This window comes from Rhizobium sp. CB3171, from assembly GCF_029714265.1.
GTDB lineage: Bacteria > Pseudomonadota > Alphaproteobacteria > Rhizobiales > Rhizobiaceae > Rhizobium.
Window position 1 is genome coordinate 2,223,971 of record NZ_CP121653.1, and the last position, 19,586, is coordinate 2,243,556.

The following is a 19,586-nucleotide window of genomic DNA, read 5'->3' on the forward strand; positions in this document are numbered from 1 at the left end:
CGCGGCGAGCGCCGCCATCAGACCACATCACGACGCATGAGAGGCTTGGCAGCACTAAGCCATACATATGAACTCCGGTTGCATAGGAATGTTCCACAACGCGACGGCGGTACGGGCGCGTCTATAGGGCCATTTAGGAATGCAACAATTGGACCAGCTACAGATCCAGTTGCCCCTTGTTCCGTTGATGAGACGCAATGCCACTGCCGGACGAGCTGCCATTGCAGATCGCAAAAAGCGGGCCAAAACGGCCAGTTCACCATTTATGAAGGTCCGGCGGCAATGCTGCGTCATTCTGAGGTGATTCGACTTACAAGGACGAAGACAGCATGACGGTTGTACAGTTTCCTGCCGATCGGCGCGTAGCCGAAGTCAAACGGTGCGCAGAAGCTCTCCAGCGCCTTCATGGCGAGGAAGCTAACCGTTTCTGGCGGTCGGAGATGGCGGCGCTTGCCGCTGCGCTCGAACGGCAAGGTATGACCGAGGAGGCTATATCGCGCCAAGCGAGCCGCTTCATGCATGCGGTTCAGATGGAACTGCAAGTCGCCTTTGCGATGGATGAGGCAGGACACTAGGTTTCGAATGGCAGCTAGGCGGCCTGATCGGGAAATAACTGGTCAGATATCGACGATGAGGCCCTTGACTTTCAGCACCGGCTCAAGCTTGCTGACTTCGATGACCGATTTGCCTTGCCTATAGGCTTCGATGTAGCCCGCTTCGGCATCGTCACGCGCCTGCGAAAGCCGCGCGACCTCCCGCGCTTCCTCTCTGCGAACGACGACAAGACCATCCGCGTCGCCGACGATGATATCACCAGGATTGATGATCTCTCCGCCGACGATGATCGGATCGTTGACCGCAGCGAGCGTCTCCTTGACCGTGCCTTTGATGCAGACGCTGAGTGAGAAGACCGGAAACCCGAGTTCCCTCAATTGAAGCGTATCGCGCACGCCTGTATCGGTCACCAAGCCGCCGATGCCCTTGGCAAGGCAAGCATTGGCCAGAACATCGCCGAAGGAGCCCGCTTCCTCGTATTCTCCCGCAGACACGACGATGATGTCGCCCGGTTTGGCGTAGTTGATCGCAAGCTGCAGCATGATGTTGTCGCGCGGCGCGCACTTCACCGTGAACGCCGGACCGCAAAGCTTCATGCGATAGTCCACGGGCTTCAGACGCGAGGAGAGCGCGCCGCGGCGACCCTGGGCTTCATGGATCGTTGCGGGCGAGAATTTGGCGAGCGCTTCGATGTCTGCGGTGCTCGGTCGCTCGGCGATATCTTTGATGTGGGTCATGGAAACTTCTCATGGTTTAGGCCGGCGGCAGGCATACCGCCGCCGGCAATCAACAAGGATTTTCGGATGGAGAATTGACTAGGCGCGAAGATGCGGCGTCAGGGGATCGGGTCGAACTTCAATTCGGTGATCGGTACGACCTTCTCGTTGCGGGTCATCTTGTATTCCGTGTTCGGACCAAGCCACTTTTCCCAGATCTTGTTGATCTCGCCGGAGTCATCCAGCTTGTGCAGGATTGCATTGACCTTTGCGGTCAGCGCAGGCTGATCCTTCTGCATACCGATACCGACCGGCTCCAGCAGCATGGGCTCGTCGATCATGCGCATCTGCTTGCCCTTGGTCTTCGATTGATTGACAAGCAGCGTCGTCGTCATGGTGTTCGCGACCATGCCGCGCGCCTTCCCCTGCTGAACGGCAAGGTAGGCAGAGCCCGTATCTTGAAAGGTCAGCGGGTCGGATTTGTTGAGTTTGATCGCCAGCTCCGACGTCGAGCCCTTGGTCGAGGCGAGACGCTGGCCCTCGTAATCGGCCTTCTTCTTGCCGGCGTCATCGGCGGGAACAATGAGCATTTCCTTGGCGACATAGTAGGGATCGCTGAATTGGATCTGCTCCGCGCGGCTCAGCGTATAGGCAAGGTTGGCGACCGTGATGTCGACCCGGCCAAGCTTGACTTCCGGGACACGCGCCTCGACCGAAATCGGCTTGATCTCGGCCTTTACGCCAAGTTCATTCGCGATCGCCTTGCACAGATCGACGTCGAATCCCGCCATTTCGCGGGTCTTTGGATCAGGCGAGGAAAACGGCGGAACATCCGCATAGGTCGCGCAGCGCAGCGTCTTGGCTGACATGATCGTGTCGAGTTGGTCGGCCTTGGCCGGCATGGCGACAGCGGTGCCCGTGAGTGCCAGCGTTACGGTGAGGTATTTCCAGTTCATTGCTGTTCTCCTTATTATTGATTTCAGATGCTTAGTGGCGCAGATCGGAAAGAAAGCGCTGCGCTCGGGGATGGCGAGGATTTTTGAAGAATTCCTCCGGAGGAGCGGTTTCCAGGATCTCGCCTGCGTCGATGAACCAGATCCGGTCCGCCACATCGCGGGCGAAGCCCATTTCGTGGGTGACGCAGAGCATGGTCATCCCCTCGGCCGCCAGGCTTTTCATGACGCTGAGCACTTCGCCCACCATCTCCGGATCGAGCGCGCTCGTTGGTTCGTCAAAGAGCATGACGGGCGGCTCCATCGCGAGCGCGCGGGCGATTGCCACGCGCTGCTGCTGACCGCCTGAAAGCTGGCCGGGATAGGCATTTGCCTTGTCGGCAAGGCCCACTCGATCAAGCAGCGAAATGGCCTTGTCGCGCGCTACGTTCGCCGGCACGCCCTTGACGCGGATTGGCGACATGGAAACGTTGTCGATGACGGACAGATGGGGAAACAGGTTGAAATTCTGAAAAACGAAACCGATCTGGCTACGCAGCCGGTTGAGTTCGGCACCGCCCATCGGGGCATGAATATTCTTTCCCTCAAAACTGATCGAACCGCTATTGATCTCTTCCAGCCTGTTGATCGTGCGGATCAGGGTGGATTTGCCGGAACCGGACGGCCCGCAAATGACGACCACCTCGCCGCGGCTGACGGCGGCGTTGATGTTCTTCAACACCGGATAATGACCATAATTCTTGCAGACCTCATGAAGACGTATCTCCTGAGCGTCCTGCGGCCCGGAAACTGGGATGCTCATAGCTGCTCCGTAAATGTCTTGAGGGGAAGGACGTCGGTGCGAAGGCGAACTTTGCTTGGCCCTGCACGCCTGCGGGCAATTCGCCTTTCAACCGTGTTGGCAATGTGGGTCAGGCTCCAGCAGAGCAGATAGTAGGCCACGGCGAGAATGAAGAAGACCTGGAAAGGCTGCGAGAGCAGTTGGTTGTTCACCTGGCTCGCAGCAAAGGTCAGGTCCGGTACATTGATGACGTAACCAAGCGTCGTATCCTTGATCGTCGAGACGAAGGTCGAGATCATGCTCGGGATCATATTGTAGAGCGCCTGCGGCAGGATCACGAAGCGCATCGCGCCGATATAGCTATGGCCGAGAGCCCTGGCGGCATCCATTTGCCCTTGACCGAGTGAAACGATGCCGGCCCGCACGACCTCGCTCAAGAACGCCCCCTCATAGATCACCAGCGTTACCAGCATGATCAGGAAACTCGGCACGTCCGCGCCAGTCCAGAGCGGAACGAGGAAATAGGACCAAAGGATCAGCATCAGCAGCGGAACGCCGCGTGTGATGTAGACCAGGCCCGTCACCGGCCACCGGAGGACCGCCCATTTGGAAAGGCGAGCCATGGCTAGCAGGATGCTGACGGGGAATGCGAGCGCGATGGCGAGCGCCGAGAGAATGAGCGTATTCGCAAGGCCGCCCAGCGGGCCATTGGGATACTGGCCGATCAGCAACAAAAGCCAATAGTCATGGATGATGTTGATAACGTCCTGGATCACGCGCGCGCCCTCCGCATCGGATCGGACCGCATGGAAAGAAATGCGCCCAGGGCCATGATGATCAGGGAGAAGAACAGATAGATCACGGTGCCGATCAAATAGATCTCAAAGGTGCGGAAGCTGACATTGTCGATTTCCTTCACCGCATGCGTAAGCTCCGACGCACCGACAACGATGGCGAGACTGCTGTTCTTGAAGAGGGATACACTATGATTGATCAGCGGCGGCAGCGCATTGCGCAGCCCCTGGGGCATGATCACGAAACGCATTGCGGAAAGATAGCCGTGCCCGAGCGCCTTGGCTGCTTCCATCTGCCCAGGGCTGACGGAGCGTAGGCCGGAACGCAAGTCCTCGCTGAAATAGGCAGCCTGACACAATCCCAGCCCGATCACCGCGAAAATGGCTTCGGCATTGTGGTTGGCGAGCCAATCCGTGATGCCCTGCGGCATCAACGAATAGATCCCGAAATACCACAGCATCAGTTGCACGAGTGTAGGCACATTGCGGTGATAGGAAACGTAGGCCTTTACGATGGGATCACCGACGCGAAGCGGCGACATCCGAAGCGCAAACAGCAGGATGGCGAGTGTCATGGCAAGCAGCCAGGAGCCGATGTAGATGACGAAAGTCATCTCGATGCCCTGCAGGAGCATCGCCTGATAGTCCGGATTGCTGAGGATCGCCGAAAGATCGAACCCGCTCACGGCTTCGCACCTTCCGCGTCATGGGGCTGAGGCTTGGCCGTCTGAAGGCCGCCCATCACCTGCAATGTCGGGGTGATCTCCATATGGCCGATATTAACCGCGACCGGCGCGGCGATCGCAAAGGCGATTGCGTCAGCGATATCGGCGGCCTGCGGCAGCTCGAACCCATCGATGAAGCGTTCGCGCACGCTGGGATCACTGCCGTGCACGTGGTTGAAAATATCGGTCGCGACGCGGCCGGGGCAGATTTCGGTCACGCGGACGCGCTTGCCGAATGCGTCGATACGCAGTTGGTTCGACAGCATGGCGACGCCTGCCTTGACGGCGTGATAGGTGGAGTTGCCGCCGAAATTATAGTTGCCGGCAATCGAGGAGATGTTGATGACATGCCCGCGGTCGCGAGCCACCATTCCGGGCACGATCAGGCGGCAAATATGCAGGACGGCGCGGAGATTGACGTCGATGAGGAGATCAATGTCCTCTTCGTCCGCCTGGAGGAATTTCTTCGGCCGGTCAACGCCGGCATTGTTGACCAGAATATCGAACTGAACGCGGTTCGCAAGATCGGCGATGGCCGCACGATCCGTCACATCGATGACGTGAGCGATACATCCCGTACGTTCTGCCAGTTCCGTCAATGGACCAGCGCTGCGGGCAATCGCATGCACTTCGATGTTCTCGCGGCGAAACCGCTCCACCACTGCAGCGCCGATACCGGAGGAGGCGCCGGTGACCAACGCGGTCTTGTAATCAGAGAATGGCATTCTGATCCCCTTGTTGTTGCCGCAGACATTAGCGGAGCTTCAACTCCTTGCCTAAGACCGATTATTTTTGGAGTAATAAGCAACTTTTATGGAGATCGACCGGCCGCAAGCGAGCGGGCTGTTGCCGCGGGTAATTGCGCCTTTTTGCCGGAGCCTACATGGCCTTCCCGCATCGACGCGCGTTGCAAAACAGATGCGCGTCTGCAAACATGCCCCGGAAGACAGAATAGTACCCAATGCCATGGATATCAGACGTTTCAAATCCTTCATCGCCATCGTTGACAGCGGCAGCATTACGCGGGCCGCCGATATCCTGCACCTCGCCCAGCCGGCGCTGAGCCAGCAGTTGGCGGCGCTCGAGGAGCATTTCGGGCAGAAACTGCTGATCCGAAGCCAGCAGGGCGTCAGCATGACCGATGCCGGACATGCGGTCTACCGGCATGCGCAGATCATTCTCCGTCAGATGGAACAGGCACAGACGGATGCGGCAGCCGCCGGCAATTCGCTTGCGGGACGCGTTTCCATCGGCCTCGTGCCTTTCAGCAGCGCTGCCACGCTCTCGGTCGAGCTGCTGGCGGAAACGAGAAAGCGGCACCCCGGCATTCTGCTTCATCTGACCGAGAGCGTCGGCCAGACCTACAGCCAGATGATCATGAACGGCCGGCTGGAAATGGCGCTGATCCACGGCATCGGGCCGATCAAGGGCGTACGGTTCGAACCGATCCTCAGGGAGGAATTCTATTTCGTCGCCCATCGCAATTTCGCGATCGATTCAGACCCGAAGCCCCTGCCGGTCAGCGCACTGGACGGAATGCCGATGCTGTTGCCGCCGGCTTATAATTTCGTGCGTCGGGCCATCGATGCCGCCTTCACGCGCAGCCGGATCAACCTCAAGGTCGTGGCCGAAGTGGAAATCGTGCGAACCCTGGGGCGCGCGGTTGGCAGCGGGCTTGGCGCGACCATCATGCCGAAGGCGATCGCTGACCGCATCGTGTCGGAATCGAGCGAGCCTCTTGTCTGCCGGCTCGTCTCGCCCCGCATCGAGGAAACGCTGTCGCTTTGCACGTCCGATCAGAGTTCACTGTCGGAGCCGGCATTCGCCGTCAAGGATATCCTTGTCGAACTGACCGAACGGCTAAAACTCTAGATTTGGCAACGGGCCTCGCGCCCACCGACCCGGAAACCGGGCCGGTGGGCACGATCCGGTGTCAGTGCATATCGCGGCAGAACTGGGCGATACGCGCGCAGCCCTCGCCAAGCATTTCCATGCTTGTCGCATAGGAGATGCGGAAATAAGGGCTCATGCCATAGGCGGCACCCTGCACTGTCGCGACGTGATGCTCCTCCACGAGCGCCATGACGAAATCGACATCAGTCTCGATCTTGCGTCCGCCCTTGGTCGTCTTGCCTATCAGGGCTGACATGTTGGGATAGAGGTAGAAGGCACCCTCGGGCTTGTGGCAACGCAGCCCTTCGACCTTCGACAGTTGATTGAGAACGAAATCGCGTCTTTCCCTGTAGATGGCCGCCCGTTCCTTGAGGAGATCCTGGGGACCGTCGAGCGCTGCGATCGCGGCAGCCTGCGAGACGGTGGCGATCCCGCCGCTGTTCTGGCCGTTGACGTTGCTGATCGCCGCGATCAGCTCCTTCGATCCGCTGGCGCAATATCCCAACCGCCAGCCGGTCATGGCATAGGCTTTCGAAACTCCGTTCATCGTCAGGACACGGTCGTAAAGCCTGGGTTCGGCATCGGCGATCGTGCAGAATTCAAAGCCGTCATAGACCAGGTGCTCGTAGATATCGTCGGTCAGGATCCAGACGTGCGGATGGCGCAGCATGACGTCAGCAATCGCGGCCATTTCGGCGCGCGAGCAGGCGGCACCTGTCGGATTGTTCGGGAAGTTCAGGATAAGCCATTTCGTACGCGGCGTGATCGCGGCCTCCAGATCCTCGGGACGCAGCTTGAACCCCGCCTGCTCGGAGCAAGGCACTGCCACGGGCACGCCGCCGGCAAACTTGACGATGTCGGCGTAGCTGACCCAGGACGGAGTGGGAATAACGACCTCGTCGCCGGGATTGCAGGTGGCGAGCATCGCATTGAAGATCACCTGCTTGCCGCCGCCGGACACGACGATCTGGCTGGCATCATAATCGAGATTGTTGTCGCGCTTGAACTTTCTGCTGATCGCAGCCTTCAGTGCCGGCGTGCCATCCATCGGCGGATATTTCGTCTCGCCGTTCAACGCTGCGGCGTGCGCTGCCTCGATCGCATGAGCGGGCGTTGGAAAGTCCGGCTCGCCGGACGAGAGACTGACAACCTTGATGCCCTTGGCGGCGAGTTCCCTGGCGCGCTGGGTCATGGCGGCGGATGCGGAGATGGAGACGTTTTTGAGGCGATCGGCTATGGAAGACATCGGCGTGATCTTTCGCTGAGATGGGAAAATTGGTTGCCTTAAAGCACGTCACGATCTCTGGGATTCGCTCCTTGCGCTTTAAGCTCTTGTTTTTGCGCATGTCGTTGTCGCAAGACCGCTGCACACTTTTGCGCGACATGCTTTAGGCAGTCAGGAAGCAAGTTCGGCCGCAGGCGCGAGCGTGGCGCCGGAAGCCTCGATTTCGCTGCGGACAATGCGGGCAAGCTCCAGGGAGCCGGGCGTATCGCTATGCACAAGGATCGACCGGGCCGGCATGGCGATGGTGGTACCGTCGATGGCCTCGACGGTGCCATCGGTCAGAAAACGACGCACTCGCGCCCGAACAGAAGCCTCATCCTTGACGAGGGCGCCCGGCAGACCGCGGGCAACAAGCGCGCCGCTGGCGTCATAGGCACGGTCGGCCAGAAACAGCGCCAGCGTCCTGAGTTTCGCGCGTTTTGCCGCCTTCTCGATTTCGCTGCCGGCCGTGACGAATATCACCAGGCGAGGATCGACGGTGAAAATGGCATCCATCATCAGATCGGCGAGCGCTGGATCGCGATTGACCATATTGCCCATGGCCGCGTGAAAGCTGAAATGACTGACCCTCATGCCTTGGCTCTTGGCGATCGCGATCAGAGCGCCGAGCTGATAAAGCATCTGCTGCCGCAGTTCGTCCGGCTGAAACGGCATCTCGCGCCGGCCGAAACCGGATCGATCCGGCAGACCCGGATGCGCGCCGATCCCCACGCCGTTTTCCTTTGCGAGACGCACCATGCGCGCCATCGTATCCGGGTCACCGCCATGAAAGCCGCAGGCAATGTTGGCGGACGAGACGATCTTCATCATCGCTTCGTCATCGCATAGCCGATAAGGACCGAAACCTTCGCCCATGTCAGAATTCAGATCGATCTTCACAGCTTCCTCCTTTTGACCCATTCACTTGCCGTCAGGCCATCGCCTTCAAAGCGCGCTTGACCATCTGCGAGGTCCGCCTGACATCCGCGACATAGCGGGCAACGGCTTGCTCAACTGCGCGTGCCTCGGCATGCGTCGAGCGAACGAACCGCAACCGGCTTCCGATACGGGCTTGCCCGAGACGCCACAGATCGCATTCGATGACGCCCGCGATCTTGGGATAGCCACCCGCGGTGTTGGCGTCGCTCATTTGGATGATCGGCTCGCCACCGGGCGGGACCTGGATCACGCCGGGCACGATGCCGTAAGAGCGCATCTCGACTGTCGCTGACGGCTTGATCGGTTCGCCGGACAGGCGGTAGCCGGTGCGGTCGCTGCTGGATGATATCCTCCAGGTCTGGCCCCAGAAGGCATCGCCGTCGGAGGCAAAGAGCTCATGCTCGCCAGCCACTATCGCCCGGATCGGCAGCACACCGTCGATCACAGCCGGGAAGACATCGCGCAACGCCACGGCCGGCTCGACGGCGGCGATGCCGCTTGGTGGCAGAGGGAGTGCATCCGAAACCGTGGCAAATCCGATCTTGTCGCCCCTAGCGAGTGATCGACCGGCATTGCCGCCAAATCCTCCGCGCAACGCGGTGCTGCGCGAGCCCATGAGAACGGGCACGTCCAGCCCTCCGCCGAACACGATATAGGCGCGGGCCAATTTGGGCGGCTGCCTCAGCTCCAGGATCTGACCCGGCTCGGCGACGTGAGTACACCATGGAAGCAGTTCCCGACCATCCAGCGTCGGATGGCCGTCCGCACCTGTGACGGCAAAGACGCTATCGGTCTCGAACCGCAGTTTGAACGGAAAGGTCTGAACCTCGATCGCCGCCGCGCCCTCGTCATTGCCAATGAGGACGTTGCCGATCTTCACCGCAAGCGGATCCATCGCGCCGCTGGCCGAGACCCCGATGTCACGATAGCCGGGGCGGCCAAGGTCCTGGACGGTGTTGAATGAACCGGTTTCGATGATCTGGATCATAGCTCGATCCTTGCCGGCAGAAAGCGCACGGTATCCCCGGGCGCCATAAGGGCCGGCGTCGCGGAGGTCGGATCGAACATCTGCAATTCCGCATGGCCGAGGGAGTTCCACCCGTTCGGACCGGTCAGCATCGCAACGCCGGTCTGCATTCCTCCGATCGTCACGCTGCCCTTTTCCATCCTCAGCGACGGAATGGTCTTGCGAGGCATATAAATGCGCGGATCAAGGCCGTGCAGGTAGGCGAAACCCGGGGCACTTCCCAAGGCGAAAACACGGTAATCGGCTTCATAGTGAATACGCACCACCTCGCGGTCGCTCAATCCGCTGAAGTCGCAGATAGCCGGAAGATCGATCGCATAAGCGCCGCCGTAGTGGACGGGGACTTCGATGATCTTCCCCGCCAGGTCGAGGCTCTCAGCATTGTTCCATGCCTCGAGAAGCCGGCTTGCAATGATTTCGGGATCCTCGGGCGTCGCCTTGAAGATCGCCAGGAGATTGGTCATGCCGGGGATCACTTCCGCGATATCGGTCCAGCCGATCACCGTTTGCGACAGGCCCCAGATCCATCGCTGGGCGGGAAGGTCAAATTCACCCGGCGCTTCGAGCAGGAAAGATCGAGCTCCGATAGAGGAAACCCGCGCCTGGCCTTTGACGGCAGGGATGATTTCGCGACGTTGCGCAAGGATGTTCGAATTGGCAATCATGAGTGTGGCTCGATCTCGAACAGGGGATCACCGAAACCGACCAGGGCATCGGGCTCCGTCAGTCGTTTGCTCAGCAAACCGGACCGGCCCGCGGGAATAAGAAGCAGGACGGAACCTATGCGGATGAAGCCGATAACGTCCTGCTCTGAAACAGTGCGCGGACGATGCTCGATTTCGATGGGGGCCGAAGGGTATGAAGGGCAGAAGCGACCTGCCATCGGCGCTTTGACGGTGACCGCCGGTATCACGGCCAAGCCCGGCCGTGCATTTCCTGTCGTGCTGACTTGAACGCCACCCACTGCCGAAATCACGAGACGCAGATTTCCGCCAGGTCTCGAGATTTCAATTCCGCCGACTCCCGCGGCCGTCAAGGCATCGGCCAGGACTGCTATGGTCGCCGGATCGCTGAAGTCGATCGCGCTCATGCCGCCCTCCGATGCTGGAGCCATTGCTCCAGATAGTGGATATCCGTCTCGCCGCGGGCGAAGCTTTCATCCTCAAACAATGCGCGCAACAATGGCAGGTTGGTGGAAATCCCTTCTATCCGCGTGACGGCAAGGGCCTCGCGCATTCTTGCCATCGCTTCCGTTCGCGTGGGCGCATGGACGATCAGCTTCGCAATAAGCGAGTCGTAATAGGGCGAGACCCGATAGCCGGCATGGATGTGGGTATCGACCCGGATGCCCGGCCCTTCAGGAAGGGCAAGATCGGTGATAGTCCCCACCGAAGGCAGGAAACTGTCGGGATCCTCGGCATTGATGCGGCATTCGAAGGAATGGCCGGTACAGGTCACATCATCCTGGCTGGTTTCCAGGGGAACACCTTGAGCGACTTGTATCTGTGCCTGCGCAATATCGATCCCGCTGGTCATCTCAGTGACCGGATGCTCGACCTGCAGACGCGTGTTCATTTCGATGAAATAGAACGAGCCATTCTCGTAGAGGAATTCGAAGGTTCCGACACCACGATAGCGGATCTGCCGGCAGGCTTCGACGCAGACCGTGCCCACCGCCTTGATCGCCTCTGATGAAATCCCGGGTGCCGGCGCCTCTTCCACGACCTTTTGATGCCGACGCTGCATGGAACAATCGCGATGTCCAAGCCAGATGGCATTGCCGTGGGTATCGCACAGCACCTGAATCTCGATGTGCCGTGGATGTTCGAGAAACTTCTCCATGTAGAGCGCCGGGGAGCCGAAAGCCTGCCGGGCTTCCTCGCGCGTCAGAGCGATGGCCTCGTGCAGCCCGTCGGCCTCGGGAACCACCCGCATCCCTCTTCCGCCCCCACCGCCCGCGGCCTTTATGATCACGGGATAGCCGATTTCCTGCGCGATGCGCTCGATGGACGCCAGATCGTCCGGAAGCGACGTATCAGGGCCGGGCACGCAGGGCACACCGGCGGCGATCATCGCCCGTTTTGCCGATATCTTGTCGCCCATGGTCGCAATCGAGGAAGCCTCGGGCCCAATGAAGACAAGGCCGGCCTTTTCAACAGCGTCAGAGAAAGCAGCGTTTTCCGACAGAAATCCGTAACCGGGATGGATCGCGCCGGCCCCGGTCAGATGCGCGGCAAGGAGGATTGCATCCTGATTGAGATAACTCCGGGCCGCGTTCGAGGGACCGATGCACAGAAAGCTGTCGGCCGTCTTGCCATAGGATGCCTGCCTGTCCGCTTCGGAGCAGATCGCGACCGTCTTCAGACCGAGTTCGCGGCAAGCGTGCTGAATCCGCGCGGCAATCTCACCTCGATTGGCGATGAGAACCGTATCGAAACGCCGTTCCGCCAAAGCTTTATCAAGCGGCTCCGCCATCACGCAATCTCCGCCAGCACATCGCCCGTTTCGACTTCACCGCCATCGACGTCGGTCAGGCGCAAAATGCGACCGGCATGCGGCGCGACGATCTTGTTGAAGACCTTCATTGCTTCGATGATGAAAAGGATCTGTCCCTCCTGCACCGTGTCGCCAACCCTGACGAAACGCTCCTCCCCCGGCGCCGGTGCGCGATGCAGCACGCCAAAGAGAGGCGCCTTCACGGTAATGGTTGAGGCCGATGCATTTGCCGAAACATCGCCGCTCGATACGGCCGAACCAGCCACTGATTTATCGAGGACCTGCTCCGGAGCGGCGGAGGCCGTCTGATCCGGTGACCGAAAGATCCGTACCGTGACGTCCTTTTCCGTTACCGTCAGCTCGGAAATGTTCGATCGTCCGACAAAATCGATCAGCGTCTTTATTTTCGACAGGTCCATCAGAGTACTCGGTATTTCGGAGTGCCTCTTCGCGGATCCATACTTATGAGGACCGCGTTCGGCTGATCTCTTCCGTACACGATGGGCCGAACGATGGGGTCAGAAGAACTTTTGATGGCGCCTGTGATCCAGGAAAAGATCATCCGGCACCGCCGCCTTGCCAGGTGGCGCTTTTGCAGCTCCCGCCTGCAATTGGTCCGTGACGGCGATTAGTTTGTCCTTGGCATTGAGCGCGCCTACAAACGCGGGCTCCGCGTCCGCCTGGATGGCTGTAGCGGACCGCAGCGACGCGAACGGCTTACGGTGTTATGACGGCGGCGCCGACGATCTTGCGGCTTTCGAGTTCCCGATGGGCCGCAACGATGTCGTCGAGAGCGAAGATCTGGTTTGGTCCGACATCAAGGATACCGCCGCCGATCGCATCGAACAGGTCGGTTGCGCTGGCCTGTCGCTGCGCAGGCGTCGCCATATAGACAGGCCGAATCGGCCAGGTGACGTATAGCGATTTCGGCGCCAGCAGGGACGGATTGATGTCAGGCGGGCTGCCGGATGCCTCGCCGAAAAGCGCCAGCACGCCACGCGGCTTCAGCGTTGCCAGCGATTTGAGCGCGGTGTCGCAGCCAACGGCGTCAAACACGGCCGCGACGCCCTCGCCGGACGTGATGTCTCGGACACGCTCGACGAAATCCTCCGTGGCATAGTTGATCACCTCGATGCAGCCGGCGCGTCGTGCGGCTTCCGCCTTCCTCTCATGGGACACGGTGCCGATAACGCGAATGCCGAGCGAACGCGCCCATTGCGTGAATAACAGGCCGACTCCGCCGGCCGCGGCATGGAAAAGCACCGTATCGCCAGCTTTGAGTGGCGCTACCTCCTTCAAGAGCATGCGCGCCGTTGTGCCGCGCAAAAAAGAGGCCGCGGCCTGTCTGTCACTGATCGCGTCGGGAATGCGCACAAGCTGATCGGCGGGGTAGAGGCGGACCGTTGCATAGGCGCCGAGCGGGCCGTCGGCATAGACGACACGGTCGCCGATTTGTACACCAGTAACGCCGGGGCCGATGGCTTCGACGATCCCTGCGCCTTCATTGCCGAGCGTAGCCGGAAGCGCCGGCACCTTGAACGTGCCGCGCCGAAAATAGACCTCGACGAAATTGAGCCCGATCGCCGTGTGGCGGATCAGCGCCTCGCCAGGTCCCGGCAGCGGAACCTCGATGGGTTCGAAGCTGAGCACCTCGGCCGGACCATACTTGTGAATGCGAACGGCTCGCTCCACCTTCGAACCTCCGTTGCATTATGGTCGGCATCGATGCCACCGACCGTAACGCTTTTCATTGTTCGACAGAGGTTTACTCGTGCCCAACTACGAAGGCTACGCGACTGAGGTCTAACCGTAGCTATACCAACGTTTAGGGGATACTTGCTTCACGCGCGGTCGCGGTAGCTGGCGCGGCAGAACTAACGATGTGATCGTCCATTCCACCTGACCAAAAGTGGGGATCGCCTACGGTTATTCGCCGCTACCGCATTGTCTTAAGGTGCGCAGTGCAGTTCTCCACTCAGCTTACTGCTGCGCCGGAGCGGATTTCGGAAACTTGTCCTGAACTCTCTTAGCGAGTGTCGGATCGTTCTGAGCGGCTGTCAAAATCGCCTTATATTCCTCTAGCGAAATGCCCGGGGAACCTTCCACAGCCTTAACCATGTGCTCGCTGGCTTCGGTTTGCAGCTTCTGCTTTGCCGTTACATCGGGCGTTGCTCCTATCTTGGCCGAATATTCCTGCCTCACTTTATCGACCTGGAGATAGGCGACCGCAAATGCTTCGATTTTTTGATCGCTGACGGCTGCGGCTGCGCCATTGTCACCAGTCTGTCCTTGAGCCGCCGGCTGTTGCTGAGTCGCTGGCTGCTGCTGGGCCATTACCTGCGAGAACGCTGGTTGGCCGAGCAACGTCAGGCTGAAAACCGCGGCAGTCAACGATAGGGTCTTGGTATAACGAGTGTGCATGTTCGCTCCTCTCAGATCATGCGGCGAAAGCGGCATTATGTTGCATTGCCTTGCTTTCGCTGTGGGCGGGATCGAGCAACGATCAAGTCACAATGTGGCCTCGAGAAGGGTATCCCGTGATGATATCGGGGTGATCTGCTGTCCATTGGGGGGCGATTTTGTGGCGGACTGAACCCGAGAGCGGAAATCTCACATGTGCGCGGGAGTGTGTCTTGGGGGCCCATGTCGGGGGCGGTTTGGGTGCACACGCTTGCTACTTCCACATACCCACACTGTTGTGTCTGCATGCAAATCCAAGAGCTTGTCGCAAAGCGCGATCATCGGCTTTCCGATCCCGAGCGCAGTTACCGAATGCAGCCGCTCGCAGAGCTATTACCGATGATATTTGGCACGCATCGCATGCCACAGTTATGAGTTTGAAAACACCACGACAAATACTGCAGCCCAGAAAAGAGCAGACATTTCTGCAGCCAACAAAAAGCCCAGGGCTCTTTCACTCATAGGATCCTCCTCCAGCAACCTCCATTGCCTTAAGTGAAACTATAAGAGGATGAAGCTTTGCACCACCCATCGATCAAGATAAAACTTAATCCTTGCTAAGAAACCTTCGCGCCGATCATCGGTGGGCACTGTACCCTTCGATCGCCATCGTGGCTCTCAAACAGCCAGGAGAAGGTTTGTTGCCAGCGCCAGGGCCTCGCCTGCTGACGGCAAACATCGTCGGAACTGGGTTTCTAAAGGGCCTCTGAAAGCGCGCCGCGCCAGAATTACATCCCGTCATCAGCGGCAGGCCGCGGTCGGAAAGCGAGGTATTTGTTGTTTGGATGTGAGCCTACCGGAACATCACATCCAGATGCTGACGGTCTTGCGCGACTATCCGGCACGTGGTTTCGAATCCCTCTCCCGGGATGCTCAACACGAACTCCGATGGGATGCCCAAAGCAGTCGACACGACGAGGTTCGCACCATCAGGTCCGAGAGAACGGATCGTGCAATCGAAGCTCGAGTGCCTTTCGTTGAAAATGATTACGCCGGCTTTAAGCACCCGACGCCGCGCACTTTGGTGCGACCCGGAGCGAGCGGCGAATGATTCGCAGCGATTACGACCGGCCTGCTTGGCGTGATACATAGCAGCGTCAGCTTGGGCGAGAAGCGTATCGATGTCCTTCGCGATGATCGACATCGCGGTCACGCCAAAACTCGCGGTAACCTGCACCGTGTTTTCTGCAAGTTGGGCCGGAACTGCATTGAGCGCGCTGCGAAGCTTTTCAGCCACCTTAAGCGCAGCAGCCTGGTCAATATGCGGAAGGAGAATTGCAAATTCTTCACCACCCAAACGCCCAAGCAGATCGTCAGCTCGGAGCTGCTCTCGGCACGTCTTGATCACCGACTTGAGCACCTCGTCGCCCGCCGCGTGGCCATAGGTGTCGTTGATCCTTTTGAAGTGGTCGACATCGAGCACGATACACGCCACGTCATGATGATGGCGAGCCGCAAGGGAAAGCAGACGGCTGGCCTCCTCGTTGAAAGCGCGACGAGTCAGCGCCCCCGTTAGGACGTCGATGGCCGCCGACTGCAGCAACTCGGCGCGATCAATTGCGACGCCCGCAATCTCTTCCAGGATCGCCAGATCCTTGTTTCCAAATGACCGCGGCTGACGGTCGATGGCGCAGACGGTTCCCACGGTATGACCATCACGGGTCTTAAGAGGAACGCCGGCGTAAAACCGGATATGCGCTTCTCCCGTCACGGCAGGATTGGACGCAAACCGGGGATCGCGGCTCGCATCGGGCACGACGATCGGCTGTTCGCAGTCCACGACGTAGCGGCAGAAGGTGTCTTCCCTGGGCACCTCGTCTGCCGGCAATCCTAAACAGGCCTTGTACCACTGACGGTGGGCGTCGATGAACGAGACGATGCCAATATCGACTGTGAACACCTGCTTGATGAGGCGAGCCAGCCGTTCGAACCCCTCGTCTCTAGGCGTGTCTAATATGTCCAGCCGATCGAGAGCGGCCAGGCGGTCGAGTTCGCGCCGCGCTGCCTCATCGGATAATCTTCCAAACGCACGTACAGCCGACATCGACCCGACACCTTTCAAAGCAGATTGCTATCCAGCCGTAAATTGCGCAGGGGAATGTCGTCAAGCTGGAGTCCGGACATGCTGTCGCAACGCTTAAGATTTTGCTGCCAACGAAGGAAGCACGTGGACGGCTGGTGGTTGTTCAAATATCGGGGTCTGTAGCCAAAATCCCTCTGCCACGGGCAAAGCTACACCTGCCGGCAGCATGTGGTTTCCAGCCAAGCTCCTGACAATCACAAAGCCAGCAGCAAACGCATATGCCGATGAAAGTCTCGGCGGCTGACCGAAAATGCAACAGGATATCTGCTCGCCTTGAAAGGAATCGGAACCATTAGCCAGGTGGTTTGTTGCCAGAACTATGTTTCAGAAGCGGCCGTTCACTCGAAAGGAGCTTATCGCATCGGACAGTCGCCGACGATCGATTTGCACGGAGAAATTCAGGAAGAGAAGAGAAGAGACGCATGGCAAAAATGCCATTCTGTGCAAGTGTTTCGAACATCCGACAGCCTGTCACATCCTTGTCATGAAATGCGTCGACATCTCGTCCCAGATCAGGAGCGGGTACCCAAATGGATTATTTCAGACGTTTCAACTTTCTGTTCGCAACGCCGGCTTTCGACAGCGATGACCTGGAGGGCGCCCGCTACAACCAGATCATCGAGGAGATCCAAGGCTCCGGCTTTGAGGTGGTGCGCGCACGAAACCTCGAAGATGCGGAGATCGCCGTACAGACGGACGCCGCCATCGGCTGCATGCTAGTCGACTGGGGCAAAAAGGGGCTCGAGGGCAAAACGGCCTCCCTCATCAACCTAATGCGCCGGCGCGGCCTGGAATTCCCCATCATCCTGCTGATCCGCCGTAAGCGCTTCGAGGATGTGCCGGTAGAGGTCCTCGATTTCATCGATGGCTATGTCTTCCTATCGGAAGAAACGCCCGCCTTCATCGCCAAGAGCCTCATCAGCCGGCTCAAGCAATATGCCGAGACGCTGAAGACGCCGTTCTTCGGTGCACTGGTCGATTATGCCGAGGAAGGCAATCACCTTTGGACCTGCCCCGGGCACAATGGCGGCATCTTCTACAGCCGCAGCCCGATCGGGCGGGTCTTCATGGAGCATCTCGGCGAAGCGGTGTTTCGCGACGATCTCGACAATTCCGTGCTCGACCTCGGCGACCTGCTGACTCACGAAGGACCGGCGCTCGCTGCACAAAAGGAAGCAGCCAAAATCTTCGGCGCCGAGAAGACCTATTTCGTCCTGAACGGCACCTCCACGTCCAACAAGGTCGCGCTCTCCGCACTCGTCACCGATGGCGATCTCGTGCTGTTCGATCGCAACAACCACAAGGCCGCCCATCACGGCGCCTTGATGATCTCGGGCGGCATTCCGGTTTACATGCCGACCATACGCAACCTCTATGGCTTGATCGGTCCCATCGATTTCGCGGTCATGGACGAGGACGCCCTGCGCGAGCGCATCCGCACGCACCCGCTGGTGAAAGACCCGGAGGCTTATAAGAAGCCGCGCCCATTCCGCGTTGCTGTCGTGGAACAGTGCACCTATGACGGTACCATTCACAATGCCGAGATGATCCTCAAGCGCATCGGCCATTTGTGCGACTACATCCTCTTCGACGAGGCGTGGGCGGGCTTCATGAAGTTTCATCCGCTCTATGCCGGACGCTTTGCCATGGGCCTTTCCGATCTTGGCCCGGACGCGCCCGGCATCATCGCCACGCAATCCACCCACAAGCAGCTCGCAAGCTTCTCGCAGGCCTCTCAGATCCACATGAAGGACCGGCATATTACCGGCCAGAAGCGCCGCGTGGAGCACCGTCGCTTCAACGAAAGCTTCATGCAGCACGCCTCGACCTCGCCCTTCTATCCGCTGTTTGCCTCGCTCGACGTGGGCGCGCAGATGATGAAGGGCCGCTCGGGCGAAGTGCTGTGGGACGATACGATCCGCCTCGGCATCGAGCTGCGTAAGAAGATCCGCGCAGTACGACGCGAGTTCGAGGAGAAGGAGCATCGCCCCGAGCGCCGCTGGTTCTTCGAGCCCTTCGTGCCGGACCGGGTGGCGATCCCGGATGTATCGAGCCATGGAGCGGTGCATGAAGTGCCGTGGGAAAGCGTCTCTACCGACCAGCTCGCCACCAATCCCGCCTTCTGGCATCTGACGCCCGACGCGGCATGGCACGGTTTTTCCGCAATGGAGCCGGGCTTTGCCATGACCGATCCGAACAAGCTCACCCTGCTGACCCCCGGCTTCGACCGGGTGAGCGGAAAATACACCGAGCACGGCATACCGGCACCGGTGGTCGCGCAATATCTGCGCGAAAACCGCATCGTCGCCGAAAAGAACGACCTCAATTCGCTGCTCTTCCTGCTCACCCCTGGCGTGGAGGCCAGCAAGGCCGGCACCTTGATCAGCGGTCTCGTCGCCTTCAAGAAACTCCATGACGACAATGCTCTGCTGGAGGAGGTAATTCCGGAATTCTATCGACGCCGGCCGGGCCGCTATGCCGGCGTGCGCCTGCGCGATCTCTGCGCAGAAATGCACAACTTCTTCCGCCAGGCCGATGTCAGCGCGCTTCAGACAAAGCAGTTTTCTGCTGACCACCTACCCCCGATGGCCATGTCGCCCCATGATGCGGCACGCTGCCTGGTTCGCAACGATGTGGAATATCTGCCAATCGACGCCATAGCCGGCCGTATCGCGACGACACCCTTCGTCGTCTACCCTCCGGGTATCGCGACCATCGTACCGGGCGAGCGCCTGACGGAACAGGCAAAGCCCATGATCGACTATCTCAAGATGTTTGAAACCTGCTTCAACACCTTCCCCGGCTTCGAGGTGGAGATTCAGGGGGTCTATCGCGAGATTGATGCATCCGGCCGCATCCGGCTCTACACCTACGTCGTCGCGGAATAGGCTTAGGTTCAG

19 protein-coding genes are annotated in these 19,586 nt (G+C 59.4%); 3 read left to right on the forward strand and 16 right to left on the reverse strand.

All coding sequences use genetic code 11. The annotated features are described in order from the left end of the window. The first annotated feature begins 329 nt into the window (after positions 1 to 329). A complete protein-coding gene (locus tag QA648_RS29365) occupies positions 330 to 575 on the forward strand; it encodes a DUF6074 family protein (RefSeq protein WP_104827497.1) in 246 nt (81 codons plus the stop codon). Positions 576 to 617: 42 nt separating this feature from the next. On the opposite strand, the gene QA648_RS29370 is transcribed toward QA648_RS29365, so the two are convergent. The 6 genes from QA648_RS29370 to QA648_RS29395 form a co-directional block, all read right to left on the reverse strand. Next, positions 618 to 1,292: a 4-carboxy-4-hydroxy-2-oxoadipate aldolase/oxaloacetate decarboxylase gene (locus QA648_RS29370; protein WP_283052441.1), complete on the reverse strand. Its 675-nt coding sequence runs from the start codon at positions 1,290 to 1,292 to the stop codon at positions 618 to 620. 98 nt (positions 1,293 to 1,390) lie between these two features. Further along, positions 1,391 to 2,227 (reverse strand): ABC transporter substrate-binding protein, encoded by an 837-nt coding sequence (locus QA648_RS29375; RefSeq protein WP_104827499.1) that lies wholly within the window; start codon positions 2,225 to 2,227, stop codon positions 1,391 to 1,393. A gap of 31 nt (positions 2,228 to 2,258) precedes the next feature. Continuing rightward, positions 2,259 to 3,026 (reverse strand): amino acid ABC transporter ATP-binding protein, encoded by a 768-nt coding sequence (locus QA648_RS29380; RefSeq protein ID WP_104827500.1) that lies wholly within the window; start codon positions 3,024 to 3,026, stop codon positions 2,259 to 2,261. Then, on the reverse strand, positions 3,023 to 3,781 hold the full coding sequence (locus QA648_RS29385) for an amino acid ABC transporter permease (RefSeq protein ID WP_283052442.1): 759 nt from the start codon (positions 3,779 to 3,781) through the stop codon (positions 3,023 to 3,025). Before QA648_RS29385 ends, QA648_RS29380 begins: the two co-directional genes overlap by 4 nt. Further along, complete coding sequence (locus QA648_RS29390) at positions 3,778 to 4,485, reverse strand: amino acid ABC transporter permease (protein ID WP_104827502.1); 708 nt, start codon at positions 4,483 to 4,485, stop codon at positions 3,778 to 3,780. Before QA648_RS29390 ends, QA648_RS29385 begins: the two co-directional genes overlap by 4 nt. Further along, positions 4,482 to 5,249, reverse strand: coding sequence for an SDR family oxidoreductase (locus QA648_RS29395; RefSeq protein WP_104827503.1), 768 nt, complete (start codon positions 5,247 to 5,249; stop codon positions 4,482 to 4,484). Before QA648_RS29395 ends, QA648_RS29390 begins: the two co-directional genes overlap by 4 nt. 241 nt (positions 5,250 to 5,490) lie before the next feature. Between QA648_RS29395 and nac the strand changes: the two genes are divergently transcribed. Further along, on the forward strand, positions 5,491 to 6,396 hold the full coding sequence (nac, locus tag QA648_RS29400) for a nitrogen assimilation transcriptional regulator NAC (RefSeq protein ID WP_104827504.1): 906 nt from the start codon (positions 5,491 to 5,493) through the stop codon (positions 6,394 to 6,396). A 61-nt stretch (positions 6,397 to 6,457) separates the two neighbouring features. Here nac and QA648_RS29405 read toward each other — a convergent pair whose 3' ends face one another. The 10 genes from QA648_RS29405 to QA648_RS29450 form a co-directional block, all read right to left on the reverse strand. Then, positions 6,458 to 7,663: a pyridoxal phosphate-dependent aminotransferase gene (locus QA648_RS29405; RefSeq protein WP_283052445.1), complete on the reverse strand. Its 1,206-nt coding sequence runs from the start codon at positions 7,661 to 7,663 to the stop codon at positions 6,458 to 6,460. 150 nt (positions 7,664 to 7,813) lie between these two features. Further along, positions 7,814 to 8,581, reverse strand: coding sequence for a 5-oxoprolinase subunit PxpA (locus QA648_RS29410; RefSeq protein ID WP_104827970.1), 768 nt, complete (start codon positions 8,579 to 8,581; stop codon positions 7,814 to 7,816). A gap of 31 nt (positions 8,582 to 8,612) precedes the next feature. Further along, on the reverse strand, positions 8,613 to 9,608 hold the full coding sequence (locus QA648_RS29415; RefSeq protein ID WP_283052446.1) for a biotin-dependent carboxyltransferase family protein: 996 nt from the start codon (positions 9,606 to 9,608) through the stop codon (positions 8,613 to 8,615). Next, the gene (gene pxpB, locus QA648_RS29420; protein WP_283052448.1) at positions 9,605 to 10,312 is read right to left on the reverse strand and encodes a 5-oxoprolinase subunit PxpB; all 708 of its coding nucleotides are present in this window, start codon (positions 10,310 to 10,312) and stop codon (positions 9,605 to 9,607) included. The genes QA648_RS29415 and pxpB overlap by 4 nt, the downstream gene beginning before the upstream one ends. Beyond that, a complete protein-coding gene (locus tag QA648_RS29425; protein WP_283052449.1) occupies positions 10,309 to 10,737 on the reverse strand; it encodes an acetyl-CoA carboxylase in 429 nt (142 codons plus the stop codon). The genes pxpB and QA648_RS29425 overlap by 4 nt, the downstream gene beginning before the upstream one ends. Next, complete coding sequence (accC, locus tag QA648_RS29430; RefSeq protein ID WP_283052451.1) at positions 10,734 to 12,122, reverse strand: acetyl-CoA carboxylase biotin carboxylase subunit; 1,389 nt, start codon at positions 12,120 to 12,122, stop codon at positions 10,734 to 10,736. The genes QA648_RS29425 and accC overlap by 4 nt, the downstream gene beginning before the upstream one ends. Then, entirely contained in the window at positions 12,122 to 12,562 is a 441-nt protein-coding gene (locus QA648_RS29435; protein WP_283052452.1) for an acetyl-CoA carboxylase biotin carboxyl carrier protein subunit, read from the reverse strand. Before QA648_RS29435 ends, accC begins: the two co-directional genes overlap by 1 nt. 298 nt (positions 12,563 to 12,860) lie before the next feature. Then, positions 12,861 to 13,835: a quinone oxidoreductase gene (locus QA648_RS29440; RefSeq protein WP_283052454.1), complete on the reverse strand. Its 975-nt coding sequence runs from the start codon at positions 13,833 to 13,835 to the stop codon at positions 12,861 to 12,863. A gap of 288 nt (positions 13,836 to 14,123) precedes the next feature. After that, positions 14,124 to 14,564, reverse strand: coding sequence for a DUF4168 domain-containing protein (locus tag QA648_RS29445; protein ID WP_260304400.1), 441 nt, complete (start codon positions 14,562 to 14,564; stop codon positions 14,124 to 14,126). 832 nt (positions 14,565 to 15,396) lie between these two features. Further along, a complete protein-coding gene (locus QA648_RS29450) occupies positions 15,397 to 16,647 on the reverse strand; it encodes a sensor domain-containing diguanylate cyclase (protein ID WP_283054306.1) in 1,251 nt (416 codons plus the stop codon). A gap of 569 nt (positions 16,648 to 17,216) precedes the next feature. On the opposite strand from QA648_RS29450, the gene QA648_RS29455 reads away from it, so the two are divergent. Continuing rightward, positions 17,217 to 19,574, forward strand: a complete 2,358-nt coding sequence (locus tag QA648_RS29455) for an Orn/Lys/Arg decarboxylase N-terminal domain-containing protein (protein ID WP_283052456.1) — start codon at positions 17,217 to 17,219, stop codon at positions 19,572 to 19,574. Positions 19,575 to 19,586 lie beyond the last annotated feature (12 nt).

Excerpts from the sequence above, each read along its gene's own strand:
- QA648_RS29405 (WP_283052445.1), bottom strand. The coding sequence starts at position 7,663 with ATGTCTTCCATAGCCGATCGCCTCAAAAACGTCTCCATCTCCGCATCC.
- QA648_RS29365 (WP_104827497.1), top strand. The coding sequence starts at position 330 with ATGACGGTTGTACAGTTTCCTGCCGATCGGCGCGTAGCCGAAGTCAAA.
- QA648_RS29455 (WP_283052456.1), top strand. The coding sequence starts at position 17,217 with ATGGATTATTTCAGACGTTTCAACTTTCTGTTCGCAACGCCGGCTTTC.
- QA648_RS29415 (WP_283052446.1), bottom strand. The coding sequence starts at position 9,608 with ATGATCCAGATCATCGAAACCGGTTCATTCAACACCGTCCAGGACCTT.
- pxpB (WP_283052448.1), bottom strand. The coding sequence starts at position 10,312 with ATGATTGCCAATTCGAACATCCTTGCGCAACGTCGCGAAATCATCCCT.
- QA648_RS29370 (WP_283052441.1), bottom strand. The coding sequence starts at position 1,292 with ATGACCCACATCAAAGATATCGCCGAGCGACCGAGCACCGCAGACATC.
- QA648_RS29395 (WP_104827503.1), bottom strand. The coding sequence starts at position 5,249 with ATGCCATTCTCTGATTACAAGACCGCGTTGGTCACCGGCGCCTCCTCC.
- QA648_RS29375 (WP_104827499.1), bottom strand. The coding sequence starts at position 2,227 with ATGAACTGGAAATACCTCACCGTAACGCTGGCACTCACGGGCACCGCT.
- QA648_RS29445 (WP_260304400.1), bottom strand. The coding sequence starts at position 14,564 with ATGCACACTCGTTATACCAAGACCCTATCGTTGACTGCCGCGGTTTTC.
- QA648_RS29425 (WP_283052449.1), bottom strand. The coding sequence starts at position 10,737 with ATGAGCGCGATCGACTTCAGCGATCCGGCGACCATAGCAGTCCTGGCC.
- nac (WP_104827504.1), top strand. The coding sequence starts at position 5,491 with ATGGATATCAGACGTTTCAAATCCTTCATCGCCATCGTTGACAGCGGC.
- QA648_RS29435 (WP_283052452.1), bottom strand. The coding sequence starts at position 12,562 with ATGGACCTGTCGAAAATAAAGACGCTGATCGATTTTGTCGGACGATCG.
- QA648_RS29450 (WP_283054306.1), bottom strand. The coding sequence starts at position 16,647 with ATGTCGGCTGTACGTGCGTTTGGAAGATTATCCGATGAGGCAGCGCGG.
- accC (WP_283052451.1), bottom strand. The coding sequence starts at position 12,122 with ATGGCGGAGCCGCTTGATAAAGCTTTGGCGGAACGGCGTTTCGATACG.
- QA648_RS29380 (WP_104827500.1), bottom strand. The coding sequence starts at position 3,026 with ATGAGCATCCCAGTTTCCGGGCCGCAGGACGCTCAGGAGATACGTCTT.